General features: G+C 60.4%; 9 protein-coding genes and 1 pseudogene. 5 read left to right on the top strand and 5 right to left on the bottom strand.

Going from position 1 to position 21,120, the window contains the following annotated elements:
• Positions 1-19: 19 nt before the first annotated feature.
• The 3 genes from KGA81_RS23695 to KGA81_RS23685 form a co-directional block, all read right to left on the bottom strand.
• The gene (locus KGA81_RS23695) at positions 20-1,600 is read right to left on the bottom strand and encodes an aldehyde dehydrogenase (NADP(+)) (RefSeq protein WP_223549027.1); all 1,581 of its coding nucleotides are present in this window, start codon (positions 1,598-1,600) and stop codon (positions 20-22) included.
• A gap of 10 nt (positions 1,601-1,610) precedes the next feature.
• Positions 1,611-2,603, bottom strand: a complete 993-nt coding sequence (araD1, locus tag KGA81_RS23690) for an AraD1 family protein (RefSeq protein ID WP_223549024.1) — start codon at positions 2,601-2,603, stop codon at positions 1,611-1,613.
• Between the two features lie 147 nt (positions 2,604-2,750).
• Positions 2,751-4,073, bottom strand: a complete 1,323-nt coding sequence (locus KGA81_RS23685) for an MFS transporter (RefSeq protein WP_223549023.1) — start codon at positions 4,071-4,073, stop codon at positions 2,751-2,753.
• A gap of 194 nt (positions 4,074-4,267) precedes the next feature.
• On the opposite strand from KGA81_RS23685, the gene KGA81_RS23680 reads away from it, so the two are divergent.
• From KGA81_RS23680 to KGA81_RS23670, 3 genes are all read left to right on the top strand, one after another.
• A complete protein-coding gene (locus tag KGA81_RS23680; protein ID WP_223549020.1) occupies positions 4,268-6,004 on the top strand; it encodes an IlvD/Edd family dehydratase in 1,737 nt (578 codons plus the stop codon).
• A gap of 183 nt (positions 6,005-6,187) precedes the next feature.
• Positions 6,188-6,904 (top strand): FadR/GntR family transcriptional regulator, encoded by a 717-nt coding sequence (locus KGA81_RS23675; RefSeq protein ID WP_223549100.1) that lies wholly within the window; start codon positions 6,188-6,190, stop codon positions 6,902-6,904.
• Between the two features lie 128 nt (positions 6,905-7,032).
• The gene (locus tag KGA81_RS23670; protein ID WP_223549018.1) at positions 7,033-11,853 is read left to right on the top strand and encodes a dermonecrotic toxin domain-containing protein; all 4,821 of its coding nucleotides are present in this window, start codon (positions 7,033-7,035) and stop codon (positions 11,851-11,853) included.
• A 59-nt stretch (positions 11,854-11,912) separates the two neighbouring features.
• Here KGA81_RS23670 and KGA81_RS23665 read toward each other — a convergent pair whose 3' ends face one another.
• Positions 11,913-14,297, bottom strand: a complete 2,385-nt coding sequence (locus tag KGA81_RS23665; protein WP_223549016.1) for an efflux RND transporter permease subunit — start codon at positions 14,295-14,297, stop codon at positions 11,913-11,915.
• 42 nt (positions 14,298-14,339) lie between these two features.
• Positions 14,340-15,392 (bottom strand): YCF48-related protein, encoded by a 1,053-nt coding sequence (locus KGA81_RS23660; protein WP_223549014.1) that lies wholly within the window; start codon positions 15,390-15,392, stop codon positions 14,340-14,342.
• A gap of 375 nt (positions 15,393-15,767) precedes the next feature.
• Here KGA81_RS23660 and KGA81_RS23655 point away from each other — a divergent pair, with 375 nt between their 5' ends.
• Together KGA81_RS23655 and KGA81_RS23650 are read left to right on the top strand one after the other, a co-directional pair.
• Positions 15,768-18,326 (top strand): hypothetical protein, encoded by a 2,559-nt coding sequence (locus tag KGA81_RS23655; RefSeq protein ID WP_223549012.1) that lies wholly within the window; start codon positions 15,768-15,770, stop codon positions 18,324-18,326.
• Between the two features lie 213 nt (positions 18,327-18,539).
• Positions 18,540-21,120 (top strand): annotated as a pseudogene (locus tag KGA81_RS23650) (hypothetical protein); the annotation flags it as partial.

The raw sequence follows: 21,120 nt of genomic DNA, 5'->3' as shown, positions 1-21,120 counted from the left end.
CAGGGATTGTGGTCAGCCGCTAGAGTGCCTCGCGGGATGGTTGGCCATCCACCAGTCGCTGGATACGCAGCGGATTGCCGTTCTTCAGCGCATCCGGCAGCAAGCTGTCCGGATAGTTCTGGAAGCACACCGGGCGCAGGAAGCGATCGATGGCCAGAGTACCCACCGAGGTACCGCGGGCATCGGACGTTGCCGGGTACGGTCCGCCGTGGACCATCGAGTCGCAGACTTCCACACCGGTCGGATAGCCATTGAGCAGAATTCGCCCGACTTTCTGTTCCAGCAAGGCCGTCAGCCCGGCGAACTGTTCGAAGTCTTCCGGCTCGCCAATGAGGGTGGCGGTCAATTGGCCGTGCAGGCCATTCAAGGCGGCCGTCAGTTGCGCATGATCGGCCACTTCAACCACCACCGTGGTCGGGCCGAAGACTTCTTCCTGCAAGACGTCATCGCCGTCGAGCAACAGGCTGACATCCGCCTTGAACAGCTGCGGCTGGGCCTGATTGCCTTGCTGCGGGCTGCCGGCGAGGTGTTCGATGCCCGGATGCGCGAGCAGTTTTTGCAGACCTTTGCCATAGCTGCTCAAGGTTCCGGCATTGAGCATGGTTTGCGCTGGCTGATCACCCATCAGCCCGGCGACCTGCTGCACGAACGCACTGAACTGCGGCGAGAGAATACCGATCACCAGGCCTGGGTTGGTGCAGAACTGACCGCAGCCCTGGACCACCGATGCGGTCAGGTCGCGCGCGACGCTTTCTGCGCGCACTTCCAGGGCCTGGGGCAACAGGATCACCGGGTTGATGCTCGACATCTCGGCGAACACCGGAATCGGTTGCGCACGGGCCGCGGCCATGTCGCACAAGGCCCGGCCACCCTTGAGCGAGCCGGTGAAACCCACCGCCTGAATCGCCGGATGCTTGACCAGCGCCTCACCGACACCACCGCCGTAGATCATGTTGAACACCCCGGCCGGCATCCCGGTTTTCTCGGCGGCGCGAATGATCGCATCGGCTACCCGCTCGGCCGTGGCCATGTGACCGCTGTGGGCCTTGAACACCACCGGGCAGCCGGCCGCCAATGCCGATGCCGTATCGCCGCCGGCGGTGGAGAACGCCAGGGGAAAGTTGCTGGCACCGAACACCGCCACCGGCCCGAGGCCGATGCGGTACTGACGCAGGTCCGGGCGCGGCAACGGTTGACGCTCCGGTAATGCCCGGTCGATCCGTGCGCCGTAGAAGTCACCGCGACGCAAGACTTTGGCAAACAGGCGCATCTGCCCGCTGGTACGTCCACGCTCGCCTTGAATCCGGCCTGCAGGCAACGCCGTTTCGCGGCAGACCACGGCGACAAAATCATCACCCAGGGCATCCAGTTCATCGGCAATGGCCTCGAGGAACTGCGCCCGCCGCTCCGCGCTCAGGCTGCGATAGGTCGGGTACGCGGCCGCCGCCGCGTTGGCCGCCGCATCGACTTCCTGCGCTGTCGCCTGATAAAAATCGCCGGGCAAGGCCTCGCCGGTCGTCGCATCGGCACTCTGCAATTTGACGCTGCCGGCGGCGCTGCGTTGGCCGCCGATGTAGTTGTGACCAAGAATCCGGGTCATAGGTAAGTCCTCAAAGTGTACCGACGGTGCCGGGTTCGAAAGCCGCTGCGACCGGTGCGATGCCGTTGATCAATGGCGCGCCGAATTCGGCCTGGGTGATCTCGAATACATCACCCGGTTGCGTGCGAATGCCGTCGGCAAAGGACAAGGTCGCGGTGCCGAAGAAGTGAATGTGCACATCCCCCGGACGCAGGAACTGGCTGTACTTGAAATGATGGAATTCGAGGTTGGCCAGGCTGTGGCACATGTTGGCCTCGCCGCTGAGGAACTCGTTCTGCCACAGCACCTCGCCGTCGCGCAGGATGCGGCTGGTACCCGCCAGATGCTGCGGCAATTCGCCCACCCGCAGTTCCGGGCCATAGCTGCAACTGCGCAGTTTCGAGTGGGCCAGATACAGGTAGTTCTTGCGCTCCATGACGTGATCGGAGAACTCGTTGCCCACGGCAAAACCCAGGCGATACGGCTGGCCGTCGTGACCGATCACGTACAGGCCGGCGATCTCCGGCTCTTCACCGGCGTCCTCGGCAAACGGCGGCAGGGGAAACGGCTGCCCAGGCCTGACGACGATGCTGCCATCGCCTTTGTAGAACCATTCCGGTTGCACACCGGCTTCATCCGCCGCCGGTTTGCCACCCTCCACGCCCCATTTGAAGATGCGCATGGTGTCGGTCATCGCCGATTCGTCGCCACTTTGCTGGTGCATCTTGTCCCGGGCCGACGCGCTGCCCAGATGGGTCAGGCCCGTGCCGCTGACCAGCGTGTGCGCCGGGTCCGGATGGTCCAGGGGCGGCAGAATGCGCCGTTGTGTCAGCAGTTCGGCGTAGTCGTGGCTGATGCCAAGACCAAGACTTTGCACCTGCTGCTCAAGATTGGCGCCCGCCTCGATCGCCGCCAACGCCAGATCGCGAACGCTGCGCGCGTCCTGCACTTCACGGACCAGGCCGTTGTCGACCACGCCGACGCGGCGTTCGCCGTTACTCAATTCGAACTGAACCAAATGCATGAAATTTCTCCTGTAAAACAAAACTTCAAATCACCGCAGAACCCCTGTAGGAGCTGGCTTGCCAGCGAATGCGATTGAACATCCAACATTATGCTGGCTGACCCAGCGCTTTCGCTGGCAAGCCAGCTCCTACAGGTCCGTATCGTGTCAGGTGCGGGAAGCCCCACGTGCACTTGCCGCAAATTGATCGGCTGGCAGGACGTGTTTGCGTTCCAGCAAGCGATAGACGACGCCAGTCAGAATCAGGCCGAACACCATCACTCCAGAGAGGAAATACAAACCGGATGCAAGGTTGCCGGTGTATTCCTTGAGTGCACCGATCACGAATGGACCGAGGTAACCACCGAGGTTGCCCACCGAGTTGATCAAGGCGATCCCCGCCGCTGCACTGGCGCCGGCAAAGAAGCGGCCCGGCAGAGTCCAGAACACCGCGGTGCAGGAAAACAGTGCGAACGCCACCAGACACAGCGCCGCCAGTTGCAGCACCGGCACCGCCAGCCAGGCGCTGAGGAACAGGCCAATCGCACCCAGTACGTAAAGCACGGCGAGGTGGCCGTAGCGGTCGTTCAAGCGGTCGGAACTGCGCGGAATGATCAGCAGGCCGACGATCCCGAAGATGTACGGCACTGCGGAAACGAAACCGGTCACCAGGTCGCTGCCACCGAATTGCTTGATCAGGGTCGGCAGCCACAGGCCCAGGCCATAGATGCTCAGGGTCACCGGCAGGTAGAACAGCGCCAGCAGCAGGACGCGTTTGTCCTTGAGGGCGTGCAGCGGATTCCCATGGCGAGTCTGGCCGTAGGCGTCCAGGTCCTTTTTCAGCTCGGTGCTCAGCCAGTCCTTTTCTGCCTGGTCCATCCACTTCACTTGTTGCGGGCCGTCGGGCAGGTAACGCAGCACCGGCCAGGTCAACAGGATCGCCGGGGTGCCGATGACGATGAACAGCCACTGCCAGCCATGCAGCCCCAACACACCGTCCATGCCCAGCAAGCCACCGGACACCGGGCCGGTGATCATCATTGCGATGGGTTGCGACAGGATGAACAGCCCGAGGATCTTGCCGCGATGGCGCACCGGGAACCATTGGGTGATGTAGTACAGAACGCCCGGGAAGAACCCGGCTTCGGCGGCGCCAAGCAAAAAGCGCATCACATAGAAGCTGCTCGGCCCCTGGACGAAGGCCATGCCGATGGTGATGGCGCCCCAGGTGACCATGATCCGCGCGAACCAGCGCCGTGCGCCAAAGCGGTCGAGCATCAGGTTGCTGGGGATTTCCAGCAGGAAGTAGCCGATGAAGAACAACCCGGCGCCAAGACCGTAGGCGGCATCGCCCAGGCCGATGTCCGCGCCCATGTGCAGTTTGGCGAAGCCCACCGCGGAGCGGTCCACATAGGCGATCAGGTACAGCAGGATCAGGAAGGGAATCAGTTTCAGTGTGATGCGACGGATAAGCCGCAGTTCCTGGCTCATGAGATCGGTCTCCGATTGTTGTTGTTATGGAACCTCGGGGGACGCCTCTCGCGAAAAACTCGCCAGGGCCATCCCTCCGTTTGAGCGGACTATATAGTAATACTATTTACTCAACAACACTTCCAAAGCACACAATTTGCGCTTATGTTACGCCTCAGCTCGAACAATATAGTCATACAATAAGAGAACCGATCATGTCTGATAAGAAACCCACCCTGCGCTCCGCCCAATGGTTTGGCACGGCCGACAAGAACGGCTTCATGTACCGCAGCTGGATGAAGAATCAGGGCATCGCCGACCACCAGTTCCATGGCAAGCCGATCATCGGCATCTGCAACACCTGGTCGGAACTGACCCCGTGCAACGCGCATTTCCGCCAGATTGCCGAGCATGTCAAACGTGGGGTGATCGAGGCCGGGGGCTTCCCGGTGGAGTTTCCGGTGTTCTCCAACGGCGAATCGAACCTGCGCCCGACCGCCATGCTGACCCGCAACCTGGCGAGCATGGATGTCGAAGAGGCGATTCGCGGTAACCCGATCGATGGCGTGGTGCTGCTGACCGGTTGCGATAAAACCACCCCGGCCTTGCTGATGGGCGCCGCCAGTTGCGACGTGCCGGCCATCGTGGTCACCGGCGGGCCGATGCTCAACGGCAAGCACAAAGGCAAGGACATCGGCTCCGGCACCGTGGTCTGGCAGCTCAGCGAACAGGTCAAGGCCGGCACCATCAGCATCGACGATTTCCTCGCGGCCGAGGGCGGCATGTCCCGCTCGGCCGGTACCTGCAACACCATGGGCACCGCCTCGACCATGGCCTGCATGGCCGAAGCGCTGGGCACTTCCCTGCCCCACAACGCGGCGATCCCGGCCGTGGATGCGCGTCGTTATGTGTTGGCGCACATGTCCGGCATGCGGGCCGTAGAGATGGTGCGCGAAGACTTGAAGCTGTCGAAGATCCTGACCAAAGAGGCCTTCGAGAACGCCATTCGCGTCAATGCCGCCATCGGCGGTTCGACCAACGCAGTGATCCATCTGAAAGCCATCGCCGGGCGTATTGGCGTGGAGCTGGACCTGGATGACTGGACCCGTATCGGTCGCGGCATGCCGACCATCGTCGACCTGCAACCGTCCGGGCGCTTTCTGATGGAAGAGTTCTATTACGCCGGAGGTTTGCCGGCGGTGCTGCGGCGCCTCGGCGAAGCCAACCTGATCCCGAACCCGAACGCCTTGACCGTCAACGGCAAGTCCATCGGCGAGAACACCAAAGACGCGCCGATCTATGGCGAGGACGAAGTGATCCGCACCCTCGACAACCCGATCCGTGCCGATGGCGGCATCTGTGTGTTGCGTGGCAACCTGGCGCCACTCGGCGCGGTACTCAAGCCGTCCGCCGCCACGCTCGAGCTGATGCAGCATCGCGGGCGCGCGGTGGTGTTCGAGAACTTCGACATGTACAAGGCGCGGATCAACGATCCGGAACTGGACGTGGATGCCGACTCGATCCTGGTGATGAAAAACTGTGGGCCGAAGGGTTATCCGGGCATGGCCGAAGTGGGCAACATGGGCCTGCCAGCCAAGCTGCTGGCCCAGGGCGTGACCGACATGGTGCGCATTTCCGACGCGCGCATGAGCGGCACCGCGTATGGCACCGTTGTCCTGCACGTCGCCCCGGAAGCCGCTGCGGGCGGCCCGCTGGCCGCAGTGAAAGAAGGCGACTGGATCGAGCTCGACTGCGCCAGCGGCCGCTTGCACCTGGATATTCCAGACGCCGAACTGGCCGCGCGGATGGCTGACCTGCAACCGCCACAGAACCTGATTGTCGGTGGGTACCGTCAGCTGTACATCGATCATGTGCTGCAAGCGGACCAGGGTTGCGACTTCGACTTCCTGGTCGGTTGCCGTGGCGCCGAAGTACCGCGTCACTCGCACTAACTCTACCACCTCCCTGTAGGAGCTGGCTTGCCAGCGAAAGCGGTTTAACGGTCAGTAATGATGTGGCTGACACTCCGTCTTCGCTGGCAAGCCAGCTCCTACAATGACTTATCCTTGCCTCAAGTTTGTGCCGCGCCTGCTATCATGCGCGACATCTATTCGCACAGGACCGCGTCGTTCCCCATGGATTATCGCAAACCCTCCGACCGCAAAAGCATGCACTCGCGCATCGTCCAGGAACTGGGCATGCAGATCGTCTCGGGACGTTTCCTGCCGGACGACAAACTGCCCGCCGAAGCCCTGTTGTGCGAAGAATATGCAGTCAGCCGGCCGGTACTGCGTGAAGCCACCCGGGTCCTGGTTGCCAAAGGCCTGGTGTATTCGCGTCCGCGGGTCGGAACCGTGGTCAAGCCGCGCAAGGACTGGCACATGCTCGATCCGGACGTGCTGCATTGGTTGATGCAGAGCAGTCCGCAAAATCAATTCTTTGATTTGTTGACCAGCGTGCGCAGCATCATCGAACCGGCCGCTGCCGCCCTCGCCGCGCAATTCGCCACTGAGGCGGACATCGCGTCCATCGGTGAGGCCTACCAGCGCATGGAAGCCGCACCGACGCCGGAAGCGCTGTTGCAGCCAGACCTGGACTTCCACAGCCGCATCGCCGATGCCACGCACAACGACTTGCTGGCCAACCTGTGCAACATGCTCTCGGTGGCCATCGCCGAAGCCTTGAAGCATTCCAACCAGCGGCCGAACCTGCATGAACTGGCGCTGCCACGGCACAAGGCAATCCTGACCGCCATCGAGAATCGTGATGCATTGGGCGCGCGGCATGCGACGCTGGTGCAACTGGACGATGCGCGCAGTGCCTTGAGCAGCGTACTCGGTCAAACCTTGTAACCAGATGCCATCACCGGTTGGCACACCAGGGGTGAAATAATGCGTTTTCCTGTACAGGACCGAAGAATTCGGTCCCGGTATCACTCGCCCATGAGGGCGATGGTCTCGAACACGAAAAGGATTTCGCCATGCCCGACCCGACTGCCCCCGTAGTATCCCAAGCCTTCAGCGAATTGCCCGCCCGAACGGTCCGAAGTCGATTTGCCCAGCGCCCGACCGTTGCTTCCGTGCTCGGCAATGCCTTGCGCCAGCGGCTGGAAGAACATTACCCCAGCCTGAATGTCGACCCGACCCAGATCAAACTTGCCAGTCCCGAGCCGACGGGAGGCTGGACACTCAAGCCGCTGTGCCAAGTCGCCATCGAACACTTGCTGGCCCCTGCCCCAACTGACTTCACGCCGCGCGATTCGCGGCCGTTTTTCCTGACCCTGAAACCACCTTCGCGTCTGGACACCCCCACTGCGCCCCATGTAGACATGCAAGTCATTGCACGCATCATTGCCCAGCTCCCGCTCACGCTGTACATCGATTACCAGCAGGCCCTGGCCGATTACTGGAACCAGACCGACGAAAGCGGCACCAGCCACTGGCAATGGCTCGGTGATTTTCTCAACAGCCAGTTGAAGGTGACCGCCCTGTTGCCTTCGGATCTGAGCGAAGATCAGCGCCGGATGTTGTCACTGGTGGCCGCCAGACCGGATCGGATGGAGCGCCTGGATCAGGCGGCGTACACCATTCACGCCTGGTTCCTGGAAACCACGCTCGGCAAGGGCGAGCGCCAGATACGTCGGTTGGGGCCGGAGATTCTGCTGGCACACGGAAAGAATGTCTTGCTGTGCCACGTTGACGGGCGCGTCGATGCATTCGACTCCCTGGAAGACTTCAGCGGCGTTTGGAGTCGGAGGATGCAACAACAGTTTCTGGTCGAGCGCATCGGTTGGAAACGCTATGAACCCGACGGCAATCTTTTCGAATTGCAGGCCGGCCTGACTCTCAACCGACAGCTCGATGACCTGGAAACCTTCAAGGCCGATACCGCACACGACCTTGAGGACCTGGAGCGGCGCCTGGACATTCTCACAGACCCCTCGACCCTGTTTACGCAAGCTCCCGAGAATAACAATGCGCTGCTCAAGCAGTTGCACTCGCAACTGCCAGACTGGCTGCAACATGCCTCGCCAACCGATCGCTTTGCCTATCGCCAGTACCTGTTGAACCTGGCCGAGGTCACTGCGCAAAGTCAGGGCCGTTCGTTCAATGAAGGACTGGACGACATCAACACCTTCAGCCGCCACGCCCTGCAAGCACAAATGCAGGTCGATCACGGCCAGACAGCCGACTACGACCCCAACGAGCTGGAGCTGGACTTTGCAGTCGCTGCCGGTTATCCCGGCGGAGCCGGCTTTATCGAGCACGTACGCATGTCCCTGACCGACCTGGCCCTCAAGAACCTGGCCGGCAAACCCGGTGGGCGAATGACCGTTTCCCATAAGCGCGGCCTGACACCGCCGCAATGGCTCAATGAAGATTACCTGTTGGGCAGCCGGGGCCTGATACAGCGGGTCGACATCGGCAAGGTCTACCCACAAAAAATCAGCGAACTGCTGCTTTCCGGTTCCCCGGATGCCCAGCGCCGGGCCGCGCTGTACACCCGTCAGCTTCGGGTGCAACTGCCCATGCGGGCGCTTGAGTGCAAGATTCGCAAACAGTCTGGCTTCACGGCCAAGGGTCACCGCTACGTGGCCGCCCTGATGGGTGAAACCCCGGTCGACCGGAAAGTCGACGAGCAAGACATCGTACTACGCCCCCTTGCGTTCCAGAGCAAACCCGGTGCAGAACCGGACACCGTCGTAGACATGTTTGTCATCGAGCCCAAGAATCTGGATGTCGGCCCGCACATTCTCTATCGCCCGCAGTACAGCGAGTCCCTGATCGAGTTCCCCACCCGCAGTGCCCTCCTGGACGCTGTCGCGCAGCCCGGCGAGCTACAAGATAGCGTCCTGACCTGGTTGCCCGACCGGGCGCGGGGTATCTATGCCAATGGCGGGTTCAAGGAGCCCCATATCCTCCACTTTCACATAGGTGATGAGTACGACCTGTTGCGCAAACCCGCGCCAGCGGCCTTGGCCGGCAATGAAGGTGCCGAAGCATTGCTCCTGTCGTTGCAGGAAGGGAAAATCCTCTTCGAGCTATTCACCAGTCATGCCCGAACCCTTGTGGACTTGGCCGACCTTGAGTCGGTGTCCAACGCCGAAAGCCGCTGGGAAGTCCTGCTCAAGGGCGCCGGGTTGCTGTTCAACACCTTGCTGTTGCCACTGGTTCGCGGGCCGCTGATGCTCGCCGGTTGGATGCTTGTGCTGATCGACAGCCTGGAAAAGGACCTCGACGGGCTAGGCAGCAACGACCCCAAGACCCGTGAGCTGGCCTTGATCGACTTGCTGCTGAACACCGCGATGGTACTGCTGCACATCACGCCTGCAACCGGCGCGACACAGGATCCGTTGCCTCGACCAGCCCCAGACGAGACCGAGCTGTCCCTCCTGCCCTGGCGCCTGGCATCCCCTCTTGCGGAACGTGCGGATATACGGATCGATCTCGCGGCTGTGGCCTTGCCGGGGGAGCCCGTGGGTGGTGACCATACAGCGCTGGACTTCATCAGCTCCACCGCCAGCCCCAAAGCCACCGACAAGCTGCTCAACGCCCTGCTCGAATTTCATGTGCCATGGCCCGAAAAGATGCCGGCCGCAGTCACGAGTGGTCCGTTCAAAGGCCTGTATCACATCGATGGTGTCTGGCATGCAAGCACTGCCGGGCTGCTGTTCCAGGTCAGTATCGTGCCCGGTCTCGGCGAGGTGTATCTGGTCGACGCTTCCCACCCTGACCATCCGGGTTTCAAACTCACCAGCGATGGCCAGGGCCATTGGCGGCTGGATCGCGGATTGAAACTGAAAGGCGGAGGGCCGAAAAGCCGACGTCAGGCCAAGCTGGAGGAGATTCAACGTCAGCTGGACGTGATCAACCTCAACAGACCGGCGCTGGAACAACAACTGGAGCGTCAACTTGAACAATCCGCGCGGGCACGGGCTGGTCTGAACGAAACCATCAGCCAGATCAAGCCCACTTCGCGGAATCTGCAAATGGCATGGGAAGCGCTGGGACAGGCGCAAGCGGAACACTATCAAGCCGCCAAGCTACGACACGAACAGGCCAGCAGGGCCTATGCCGATCTCAATCGAGCGGGCAACATCCAGTGTGAACTGCTCACCCGGATCACCGAGCGAATCGAACAGACCAGTCAAGGGCTGGTTGAGATCAGCCGCCAAAGCCAGCCCCTGGATCCTGCTGTCGACCATCCCAGACGGCAAGCCGACCTGCTGTCCGGAGTTGCGGCCGGGTATGTTTATGCGATGGGCTTCGGGCTGGAGGTGGAAAAACCTTCGATTACGCCTCAGGGTGAGCCGATCCAAGCCCTGTTTGCCCGTGAGACGTCCGAAAGGGAGGAAGGCATTCCCACTGGCCAGGAGTCATTCGAACTCTTCAAGGCCAGGCTGGAGAGCAAGGAACGAACCATTGACCTGGTCACAAGGCTGGATTGGTTATACGGCGAGCTGGACCAATTTCCGGCGGGTCGAGCCGAACATCGAAGGCTGGCGCAACTTCTGGACCGGCCCCAGGTCGCCGACAGGATGAACGCACTCATCGATAGCCTGGAGCTGCTCAGGGGGCTGATCTTCGATCGCAGCAAACTGATGGATGCCCAGGAGGAATACCTGTTTGACCTGCAACTGGCCGATCTGAGAAACGAGACCACCATTTCCCACATGAACCTGCGCAACACCGAAGGTTTCACCCCGGCAGAAAGCCAGCAGGCTTTATCGGCAATCATCGACCGCTACAAACTTTCGCTCGTCGCCTGTCAGGACATGCTGGAAATGAAATTCAGTCCCGATCGAGTCGACTTCCAGCAACGCTTCATCGCACGCATCAGTGAAGTGATCGGCAATGCTGAAGCCGATCTGGCAGAATTGATTCGTTCTGAGGCCGATGTTCCGGCGCAAATAAAGGTTCCCAAACCACAGCGAAGGCATTCAGCTACAAAGCGGGTATTCAAGACCCGCAACAGAGGCACACTGGTTGGCGATCAGATCCCTGCCCCACAAGGCGAGACCGGTGACTTCATCGAGATTCGCAATCCGACCAATGATCAGGTGGTAGCCACCTTCCACAAACATCCCGAAGAAGGCGTCTATGTCGAGCAGCTCCCCCAAGCGCCGGTGGAAGCCGAACCTGTGGCGCCACAACCTTCACGATCACTGACCACGCTCAGGAAAGAGCACCAGGAATTGATCGCCAAGCGCGTGGATATCGAGCATTCGATTCGTTTTCAACAGAAAAAATTGAACGATCCGAAACGACTGGAAAATATCGATCCACTGGACTGGGACGATATGCTGACGCGTCACGCTGAAAAACTCGAAGCCCTGCATCGGGAAGCCAAAGGGCTCGATGGCGCCGATGCCGAGTTGTTGAGCAAGACCCTGCACGAAGAGGCCATACAGGCTATCACGTTGGGCCATCAGTACTGCGCCGAAGGTTATAAACGGCAACGCCCCCAGGCCCAGAAGATCGATTACTTGTGGCGACATGGTTTTGTGGATATCAATCTGGTGAACCGACTGAAACATCTCGCCACCGGTGACTATCTCACCGAGTATTCAGTACGGGAAAAGAACAGTCCGAACGTCTTGTGGTACGCGCACTTCCATTACCCAACCGCTGATAGGCCGCGGGCTGCTTACAGCTTTGCGCACATCAAGATCCCGGCGCAGCGCTTCCTGACCTACAGAGACTTGCTGCAACAAGCCGCCACCGACAACGCCACCGTGATCAACCTGAAAAAAGCACTGATCGAGCCGCCGCTTGACGAAAAACTGTTTTTGAAACTTTGACCTGGCGCACATAAAAAAAAGCCGCAACCCTGGTTGCGGCTTTTCTGTTTTTGCCAGGATCAGTGAGCGAACAACGAGTTGCCCTTCTGCCCCGCCAGTTTCTCTGGTTTTATCAGGAACCGTGCCAGTGCCGGCAACAGCCACAACGCGCCGAACATGTTCCACAACAGCATGAAGGTCAGCATCAGGCCCATGTCGGCCTGGAACTTGATGGCCGAGAAGATCCAGGTGCACACGCCGATGGCCAGGCACAGGCCGGTGAACAGTACCGCCTTACCGGTGGACTTCAGCGTCTGGTAGTACGCTTCTTGCAGCGGCAGGCCGGCTCGCAGGAAGCTTTCCAGACGGCTGTAGATGTAGATGCCGTAGTCCACGCCGATCCCCACCCCGAGCGCCACGACCGGCAGGGTCGCCACTTTCACACCGATGCCCATGAAGGCCATCAGGGCGTTGCCGAGTACCGACGTCAGCACCAACGGCAGCACGATGCACAAGGTCGCCGCCCAGGAACGGAAGGTGATCATGCACATGACCGCGACGCAGATGTACACCAGGACCAGGATGGTCAGCTCGGACTTCTTGATCACCTCGTTGGTGGCCGCTTCGATCCCGGCGTTACCGGCAGCGAGGATGAACTCCAGGCCTTCCTTGTTGTTTTCCCTGGCGAACTCCTGCACCGCATGCACCGCGCGATCCAGGGTCTCGGCCTTGTGATCGTTGAGAAACACCAGTACCGGCGCCAGGGAACAGCTGTTGTTGTATAGGCCGTCAGCACGGGCGATGGAATTGTTCAGCACATCAGGGTTACGCGACAGGGTTTCCCATTTCAGGTTGCCTTCGTTCATGCCCTTGATCATTTGCTTGGACACAGTCACCAGGGAAATCGCCGACTGCACGCCCTCGGTGTTCTGCATCTTCCACATCAGCTCGTCGATTGGCGCCATGGCTTCGTAGCGCGAGCACCCCTCGGCCTTGGTCTTGACCATCACCACCAGCACATCGGAACTGGTCGAATAGTTGTTGATGATGAAGTTGTTGTCCTTGTTGTAACGCGAGTCCGGACGCAACTCCGGGGCACCCTGGTCGAGGTCGCCGATTTTCAGGTTCTGGCTGTACCAGAGTCCGCCGCCAAAGGCGATCAGCGCCAGCAGAATGGACACCGGTGCGACTTTGGCGCTGGAGAAATTCGCCAGCAGGCGCCAGAACGGATGTTCGCGCACCGCGTCTTTCTTGCTGCGTTCGACCGCACGCTTGCTGATGCCGACATAGGAAATCGCCACCGGCAGCAAGATCAGGTTGGTGAACACGATCACCGCCACGCCGATGGATGCGCCGATGGCCAGTTCACGGATCACGCCGATATCGATGATCAGCAGCGTGATGAAACCCACGGCATCGGCGAGGATCGCGATCATCCCCGGCAGGAACAATTGACGGAAAGTACGACGCGCCGCCGTCAGGGCGTTGTCTGCCTCACTCGATTGCAGGGCGATCCCGTTGATCTTCTGTACGCCGTGGGAAATACCGATGGCGAAGATCAGGAACGGTACCAGCATCGAGTAAGGATCGAGCCCGAAGCCGAAGAAGTGCATCAAGCCCAGTTGCCAGACCACTGCCACCAATGTCGTGCTCAACACGGCGACGGTACTGCGCAGGCAGTTGGTGAACCACAGCAAGAGGATCAGGGTAATGACGAAGGCGATGCCGAAGAACATCACCACCATCACCAGGCCATCGATCAGGTCACCGACTTTCTTGGCGAAACCGACGATGTGGATCTTCACATTCGGGTTCTGTACTTCGAACTTGGTGCGGATCTTGTCTTCAAGCTCGTGGGAGAACTGGCGATAGTCCAGCGCCAGCAGCTTGCCTTGGTCTTGCGGGTCCGGGTAGGACTCCAGCAACGGAATGTCGACGATGCTCGACTTGAAGTCGTTGGACACCAGGCGCCCGACCTGGCCGGACTTGAGCACGTTGTTGCGCAGCATATCGAGGCTGGCCTGGGAGCCGTTGTAGCTCTGCGGGATCACCTCACCGCCAGCGAAGCCCTCCTCCGTCACTTCGGTCCAGCGTACGCTCGGGCTCCACAGCGACTTGAGACCGGAACGGTCGACACCGGAAATGTAGAACACCTCATCGTTGATCTGACGCAGGGTCTCCATGTACTCCTTGGAGAAGATGTCGCCATTGGTGGCTTCCACCGAGATCCGTACGGTGTTACCCAGATTCGCCAGATCGTTGCGGTGCTCCATCATCTTCTGGATGAAGGGATGCTCCAGCGGGATCATTTTTTCGAAACTGGTGGACGGACGGATCAGCGTCGCCTGCCAGAACAGGAAAATGCTGACCAGCAGGCAGATCGTGATCACTGCCGGGCGGTTGTTGAAGATCAGGCGCTCGAGGAACGTCGCCTTGTCCTGGTGATGAGTACTCAAGGAAGTCATAGCTCCGCCTTCTTATTATTGACCTGGCTCATTTGCCTGCTTTTATTTGCCAAGCTCGGTGCCGCTTGGCGAGGTGACGCGAACGCCGCCCTGCCCGGCCAGAACCAGATTGCCATTGCCTGCCGCAGTCACTGCCGAGACGGAAATACGGTCCGCACGATTGACCACCTTGAAGGTTTCGCCAGCGTCGCTGCTGCGAATCACCGAACCGCCGTTGCCGACGATCACGATCGAGCCATCGTCGAGCAGCGTGCCGCCGGACAGCCCGAACTCCAAGTCGCCACGTTCTGCCTTGAGCTCGACTTGCGCCCAGTTGCTGCCGAAGTCCGTGGAACGGTAAAGGTTGCCCCGCAGTCCATAGGCCAGCAACGTACTGGGCTGCGCCGTACCGATCACGCCAAACAGCGAGCCTTCGTACGGACCTTCGAGTTTCTCCCAGGTCTGCCCCCAGTCCGCGGAGCGGAACATGCTGCCCTGCTCGCCGACGATGAACAGCCCGGCGTCCTTGACCGCGGCAATCGCGTTCAGGTGGTACTGGTCTTCATTGTCCAGGCGGTCGCTGGCGTCTTCCCAATGCTTGCCACCGTCGGTGGTTTCCATCAACGAACCATAAGCGCCCACGGCAAAGCCGCTGTTGACGTCCTTGAACCAGACATCGAGCAGCGGCGATTCGCGTTTCAAATCTTCGAATTGCCTGGTCCAGGTCGCGCCGCCGTCCTCGCTGGCGAGGATCTGCGCGTCATGACCGACGGCCCAGCCGTGCTTGTCGTCGACAAAGAACACCGACGTCAGCAGGGCCCGGGTCGGAACCTTGGCCTGGGTCCAGGTGGCGCCCTGGTCATCGGAATACAGGATGTGCCCACGATCCCCGACCGCCACCAGGCGCTTGCCGGCGTGGACGACATCGAGCATCAGGCTTTTGGCAGCCTTGGCAGATTCAATGGAATAAACAACGTCGGATGCTGGCGCCGCCGAAGCCTGCGCAGGTGCCGACAGCGTGACAAAGCCCAACAGCGAGAGCGCTGTAGCCAGCAACGCGAATTTGCGCAGTGCCGGCGGGCGGCAGATACCCACACCCATGACAGCCTCACTCATAGACCTTCTCCCATTATTATTGTTAGGTCGTTCAACCTTTCTGGGCGCCGCAAGGGTGCGTGTCTGGACCGGTTGTTTCAGAGCATGGTCCTGAAACCCGCAATCCAGAGCCCCTTCGGAAGCTGGCTTATCCTATCGGTGTTTTTTCATGTCTGACAATCGACGCCACGTTATGTTTTGTTAACCGCGGGGGTAAAAATTGGTCGGCTAACAGGAGTCGCAGGAGGGAAACATGACAGGTCAATTAACAGAACTTCCATCTGTTACCACTCATCGGAAATCCACCTCTACCTGTTATTTCTGACAGTAGCCAACCCTCCCTGTCGCGGGCGTAAATAACGCCATCCGCCCCCCATCCGCAACAGGAGTCAACCCATGAGCAGCCAAACCCCAATCTCCCCAGACAGCAGCGTGCTGATCCTGCGTGAACTGAAGATCCCCGGCCGCACCGGGCCGGTATCCCCCGACGTATGGGGCATCAACATCGCCGCCGCGCTCGACAACTTTCCGCGCCATGGCCTGCAATGCCAGGCCGGGCCCTGGGGGAATATGGGGGTAGGCGACACGCTGAGGATTTTCTGGGGCGACGACAACCAGGTGAAGCAGGAGACCGTCGATCAGGAAGAGAAGGATACCGAGCTGACGATGTTCATCCCGGCGGAGCGGATCGCCGACGGTGCCCATAACGTGTCGTACAACGTCACGCGCCTGGGTGGTGCGCCTGAGCCGTCCGAGGTCATGAAGGTCTTCGTCAAACTCACCCGGCCCGCTGGCCAGGACCAGAATGGTGATACTCCCGGCCATTCCGAGCTGCACATGACCATTCCCAAGGAAATCCTCGACGGAGGCATCGACAAGGACAACGTCGCGGCCGGGGTGCCGATCACGATTTTGCCTTACCCCAACATCGCTGTCGGCGATGTGATCCAGGTGACTTGGGGCGGTCTGTTCGTGCTCAGCGACCCCCTGACCCAGGACCAGGTCGATGGCACGGCCCCCATCGTCGTACAGATCGATGAAGCGACGATTCGCGCGGCCGGGGATTCCGACAGCAGTGGCCTGGCGGTGGCCTTCGAAGTCTACGACGTGGTCGACAACCGCTCCGAAGACTGGTGCGCCGAGCAGCGGGTGGTGGTCGGCGTCGACCAGACACGCCTGAGCGCACCGATCGTCAAGGAAGCCCAGAACAACGTTCTCGACGTCGATAAGCTGGGTGACGCAGATGCCACGGCGCAAATCCTGGCCGTGAGCAACGACTTCCAGCCGGGCGATATCATCGTCCTGCGAGTCAGGGGCACCCCGATGGAGGGCACACCGGTCGACCTCGAGATCGAAGGCGAGCCGCTGACCAATATCCCGAGCATCCCCGAACTGAAAGTGCCCAACGCCGTGCTCAAGCAACTGGCGAAAACCCAGGTAGTGTTTTCCTATCGCCTGAAAAAAGCCGATGGCACGCCCGACCTGCCGTCCAAGGGGCAATTCGTCCGGGTCATCGGCGAAGTCCAGCGCCTCAAGGCACCGATCGCCGAAGACGCCCAGCAAGGCGCCATCGACCCGGAATTGCCGCGCACGCGCATCGAGATCCCCTTCGACGGCTCTTTCGCCGCCGGCCAGGCGCTCAAGCTGTTCTGGCTCGGCACCCGGCCGGACTTCAGCACCTACCTGCCCGACCTCGGGCTGCGCCCGATCAGCAATGGCGATATCGAGGCCGGTGAATCGCTGTTCATCACGGTTGAGGGCGAACATCTCGCGGCCATCAAGGGCGGCACGCTGGAACTGTATTACCAGCTGCTGATTGAGGACGCCGTGCTGGGCACCATGAACCGGGTCAATGCCACCCACGCCATCCGCGAATCCTTGCACCTGCCACTGCTGAAGGTCGGTGAACCGCGACTGGAATTGCCCGAGCCGGAAGTGGCGGGGGTGGTCGATGGCGTGCTCGACCCGAACCGGCCGGAAACTACGCTGACGGTGACTTACACCAAGACGGTTAAAGATGACAAGGTGATCTACGAGTGGGTCGGCTCCAAGACCGGCAAGGCCAGCGACTGGGTAAAACTGAGCTCGTTCACCGCGGGCCAACCGGTGCCGTTCAGCATCAAGGCGGAACTGATCAAGGGCAACGAAGGCGGAACAGTGTCGGCCTCATACTTCATCGAGCGGGCGGCGGGTGGGACAAGTTATTCGAATCCGCTGGAGTTCAGTGTGGGGGGGGCGTTGGAGATGGACCCGCCGACGGTGAAGGAGGCCAGCGGTGACACGCTGAATCCGATCCAGGCCAAGGACCGCCTGACCGTGGTGGTGCCCGCCAATGCACCGCTGCGGCCCGATGATCGGTTGTTCGTCGCGTGGCTCGCCTTTGCCGGTATACCGGCTGGCGGCTCGCACACATCCACGCCCAGGCCCGTCAGCGAGGGTCTGGAGGTCCCCATTCCCAACAGCGTGGTGGCTTTCCACCTCGGCAAGTCGGTGGCCGTGGTCTACGGGTTTATCCGCGGGGACGCTGCGCCAATACCTTCGCTGCCGCTTACGCTGACGGTGCTGCCGATTGCCGATGACGATGCCAACCTGCCGGCGCCGGCGATCACGCAGGCCAGCGGCGACGTGCTGGACCTGACCACGTTCACCGGTGATGCGCTCATCACAGTGGCGATCTGGCCCTTGATTGCTGCGGGACAGAATGTCTGGCTGCGCTGCCATGGCACCAAGCAGGACGGCACGGCGCACACCATCGTGCTGTGGACCGCCTCCGGGGTGACCGCCTCCGAGGCGGCGAACGGGTTGCGCAAGACGCTGCTCAGGCGCGATCTGGAGCTGCTCAAACACGACACCACGCTGCGCGTCGAGTTAAAGGTGACCTTCGACCGCACCTCGGAAGAGAGCAAGGCAGTCACGTTCCCGATCCGCACTTACACAATCAAGGCCGTGAAGTAGACTGTGTGAAAACACGCTGAAGGCGGCCTAAGCAAACGCCCCGACTTGTTCGGGGCGTTTGCTTTTGTGTAGGTAACACCCAAAAAAGGCCTTTCAGCCCATCAACTCCACCATTCGTCGGAATCCCCCCGCAACCTGTTATTTCTGACAGTAGTCAGTCCTGTATGGATGCGCCTTAAATAAGCCCATTATTCCAAGGCAGGAACTGCGTCCATGAGCACTTTCAATCCCCTTCTGTTTCCTCTGTTCGAGCCCGGCACCGGCCTTGAACTTTTCGCGCTCCGGCCATTGTTTATTGCGGGCATGACCCGGCCCGTGGTGGATGGCGATGGCGGTATCAACATTGCCGTGATGAGCGACTATCCCGAAGGCGTGCTGGGTGTCATCGATCCGTACAATGGCATGCAAGCTGGGGATCAGCTCGATACTTACTGGGATGAACTGAAGGTCTGGCACAAAGAGGTGGAAGAGGATGAAGTTAAAAAGCGCCTCTATTTCTATCTGCCCACCGATCCGATCAAGCCCGGTTGGGTCGAGAAAGTTTATTACCAGTTGACCCGCAAGGGCGCGACCACACCCGATGACCCTTCGGTGCCGTTACGGCTGCTGGTCAAGCTCGACGAGCCGGGTGGGTACGATAAGGAGCCTCACAAGCCCGGTCACTCGGAGCTCAAACCGGTCATATTGCCGGATGATGTGATTCAGAACGGCGTCACCGCCGAATGGGCGGAAAAAGGTGTGCCGATGACCGTGCCGCGCTATCCGGGTATCCATCTGCGCGATGTCCTTTATGTATGGTGGGGCAGTGTGCGCCTGGCTGCTCATGTGATCACCCAAAGACAGGTCGATGGCACCGACCCCATCATCATTGTCGCCGATCAGGAGGCGATTCTCGCTGGGGGGGACAGTCAGGCGCTGACGGTAGAGTATGAGATGCACGATGAGGTCTGGAACTGGTGCCAGAAGCGCTCTTTGAGCACCAGCGTATTGGTTGATGCCGGTGCCTGGCGTCTGGAACAGCCGATTATCAAGGAGTCGATCAATGGTGTGATCGATCTGATCTCGCTGGGCAAAGCCGACGTCACGGTACAGATTCATGTCCGCACGGACGATTTCGATATTGGCGATACCGTAGTGATGACCTGGATCGGTACGCCGTTTCATGGCGAGCAGTTGGTCCACCGTAGCGAGCCCACGCCCATCGGCAATATTCCGAGCGTCCTTGAGCTGATGGTGCCGAACGCCGATGTTCGCGCCATTGCCATGGGCAAGGCGGATGTTTCCTATGTGTTGACCAAAAAAGATGGTGGCCCGCCGCTGTCATCCAAACGCACCTTTGCCAATGTGGTCGGTGTCGTCTCGCTATTGCCGGCGCCAACCATTCGCGAAGTCATAGGCGATACACTGGAATCTGATGAGCGCGTGGCGACAGTGGACATCGGGCCTAGCGACCTCATCAACGGAGGAGACCTGATCAATCTGGTCTGGCTGGGAACCAAACCCAACGGTGATCCCTACCTGCATGAAACACCTCGCCTCGTCAGCGATGGCGAAGTCGGAAAAGTCATCACGATTACGGTGACGGAAGAGCACATCAAGGTGCTCGAAAACGGCAAGCTCAATCTGTTTTACCTGGTCTCCAATGATAAGTCGGGGGGGCTCTATGGCGTCAGTGAGTCCGAGCATGCGTTCTTCAGCGTCGAGCGCATTCGTGCCGAGTTGCCGGCGCCCAAGGTCGTGGAAGCTCCGGATGATTTTCTTGACCCGGAATGGATATCTGGCGCCGCCACCTTGCGCATTGGTTACCTGGGGACAGCGGCAGGCGATGAGCTGACTTACTACTGGCGCGGGCCCACTGCCGCCGGCAGTACCAGCGACTGGATACCGATCACCACTGTCATCGCCGGTAAACCGGTGGATTTTCGTATCGACGAACAGTTCATTACGCCGAATCTGGATCAGCAGGTCGAGGTTCGCTACACGCTCCTGCGTGCGGCGACGGGTCAATACAGTTATTCGGGGATACTGGGGTTATATGTGGGTAAGGAGGTCAAACCGAGTATCGACAAGGTCACCGATTCCCAGTTGCGGGATATCACCAACGGCGGCACGACCGTCGATACCACGGTGATTCTGACCGGCAAGGCGACGCCGAACCTGAAGGTGATCATTACCGATAATGGCGCTTCGCCGCAGACGGTCGATGTCGGACCCGACGGGAGCTGGACTTCGACCCGCACCGGGCTGAGCTTGGCCGCGCACAGCTTTGTTGCCACCGCGAGCTATGGTTCCGGAATGGCGTCGCCTGCCTGGGGCGTGAATGTGACGGCGGACGTCGCACCGACCATCACCTCGGTCAAAGGCTCGCCAAGCGGGGTCGAAATCCCCAACGCCGGCCTGACGGTCGAGACCAGCGTGACGCTGACCGGTACCGCGAGCAAAGGTCAGAAGGTCGAAGTTTTCGATGGCACCGAGTCCAAAGGCCAGCCCACCGCCGACCCGGCGACGGGGATCTGGAGCCTTCCGGTGACGGGGCTGAGCGTGGCGGCCCACAGCTTCACGGCCAAAGCGCTCTATGGTTCGGGCCAGGTGTCAGCGGCGCGGACGTTGACCGTGACGGCGGTCGTCGCGCCGACCATCACCTCGGTCAAAGGCTCGCCAAGCGGGGTCGAAATCCCCAACGCCGGCCTGACGGTCGAGACCAGCGTGACGCTGACCGGTACCGCGAGCAAAGGTCAGAAGGTCGAAGTTTTCGATGGCACCGAGTCCAAAGGCCAGCCCACCGCCGACCCGG

This window comes from Pseudomonas sp. A-B-19 (assembly GCF_019947515.1).
GTDB lineage: Bacteria > Pseudomonadota > Gammaproteobacteria > Pseudomonadales > Pseudomonadaceae > Aquipseudomonas.
This window is presented reverse-complemented; position numbering and strand designations above follow the sequence as displayed.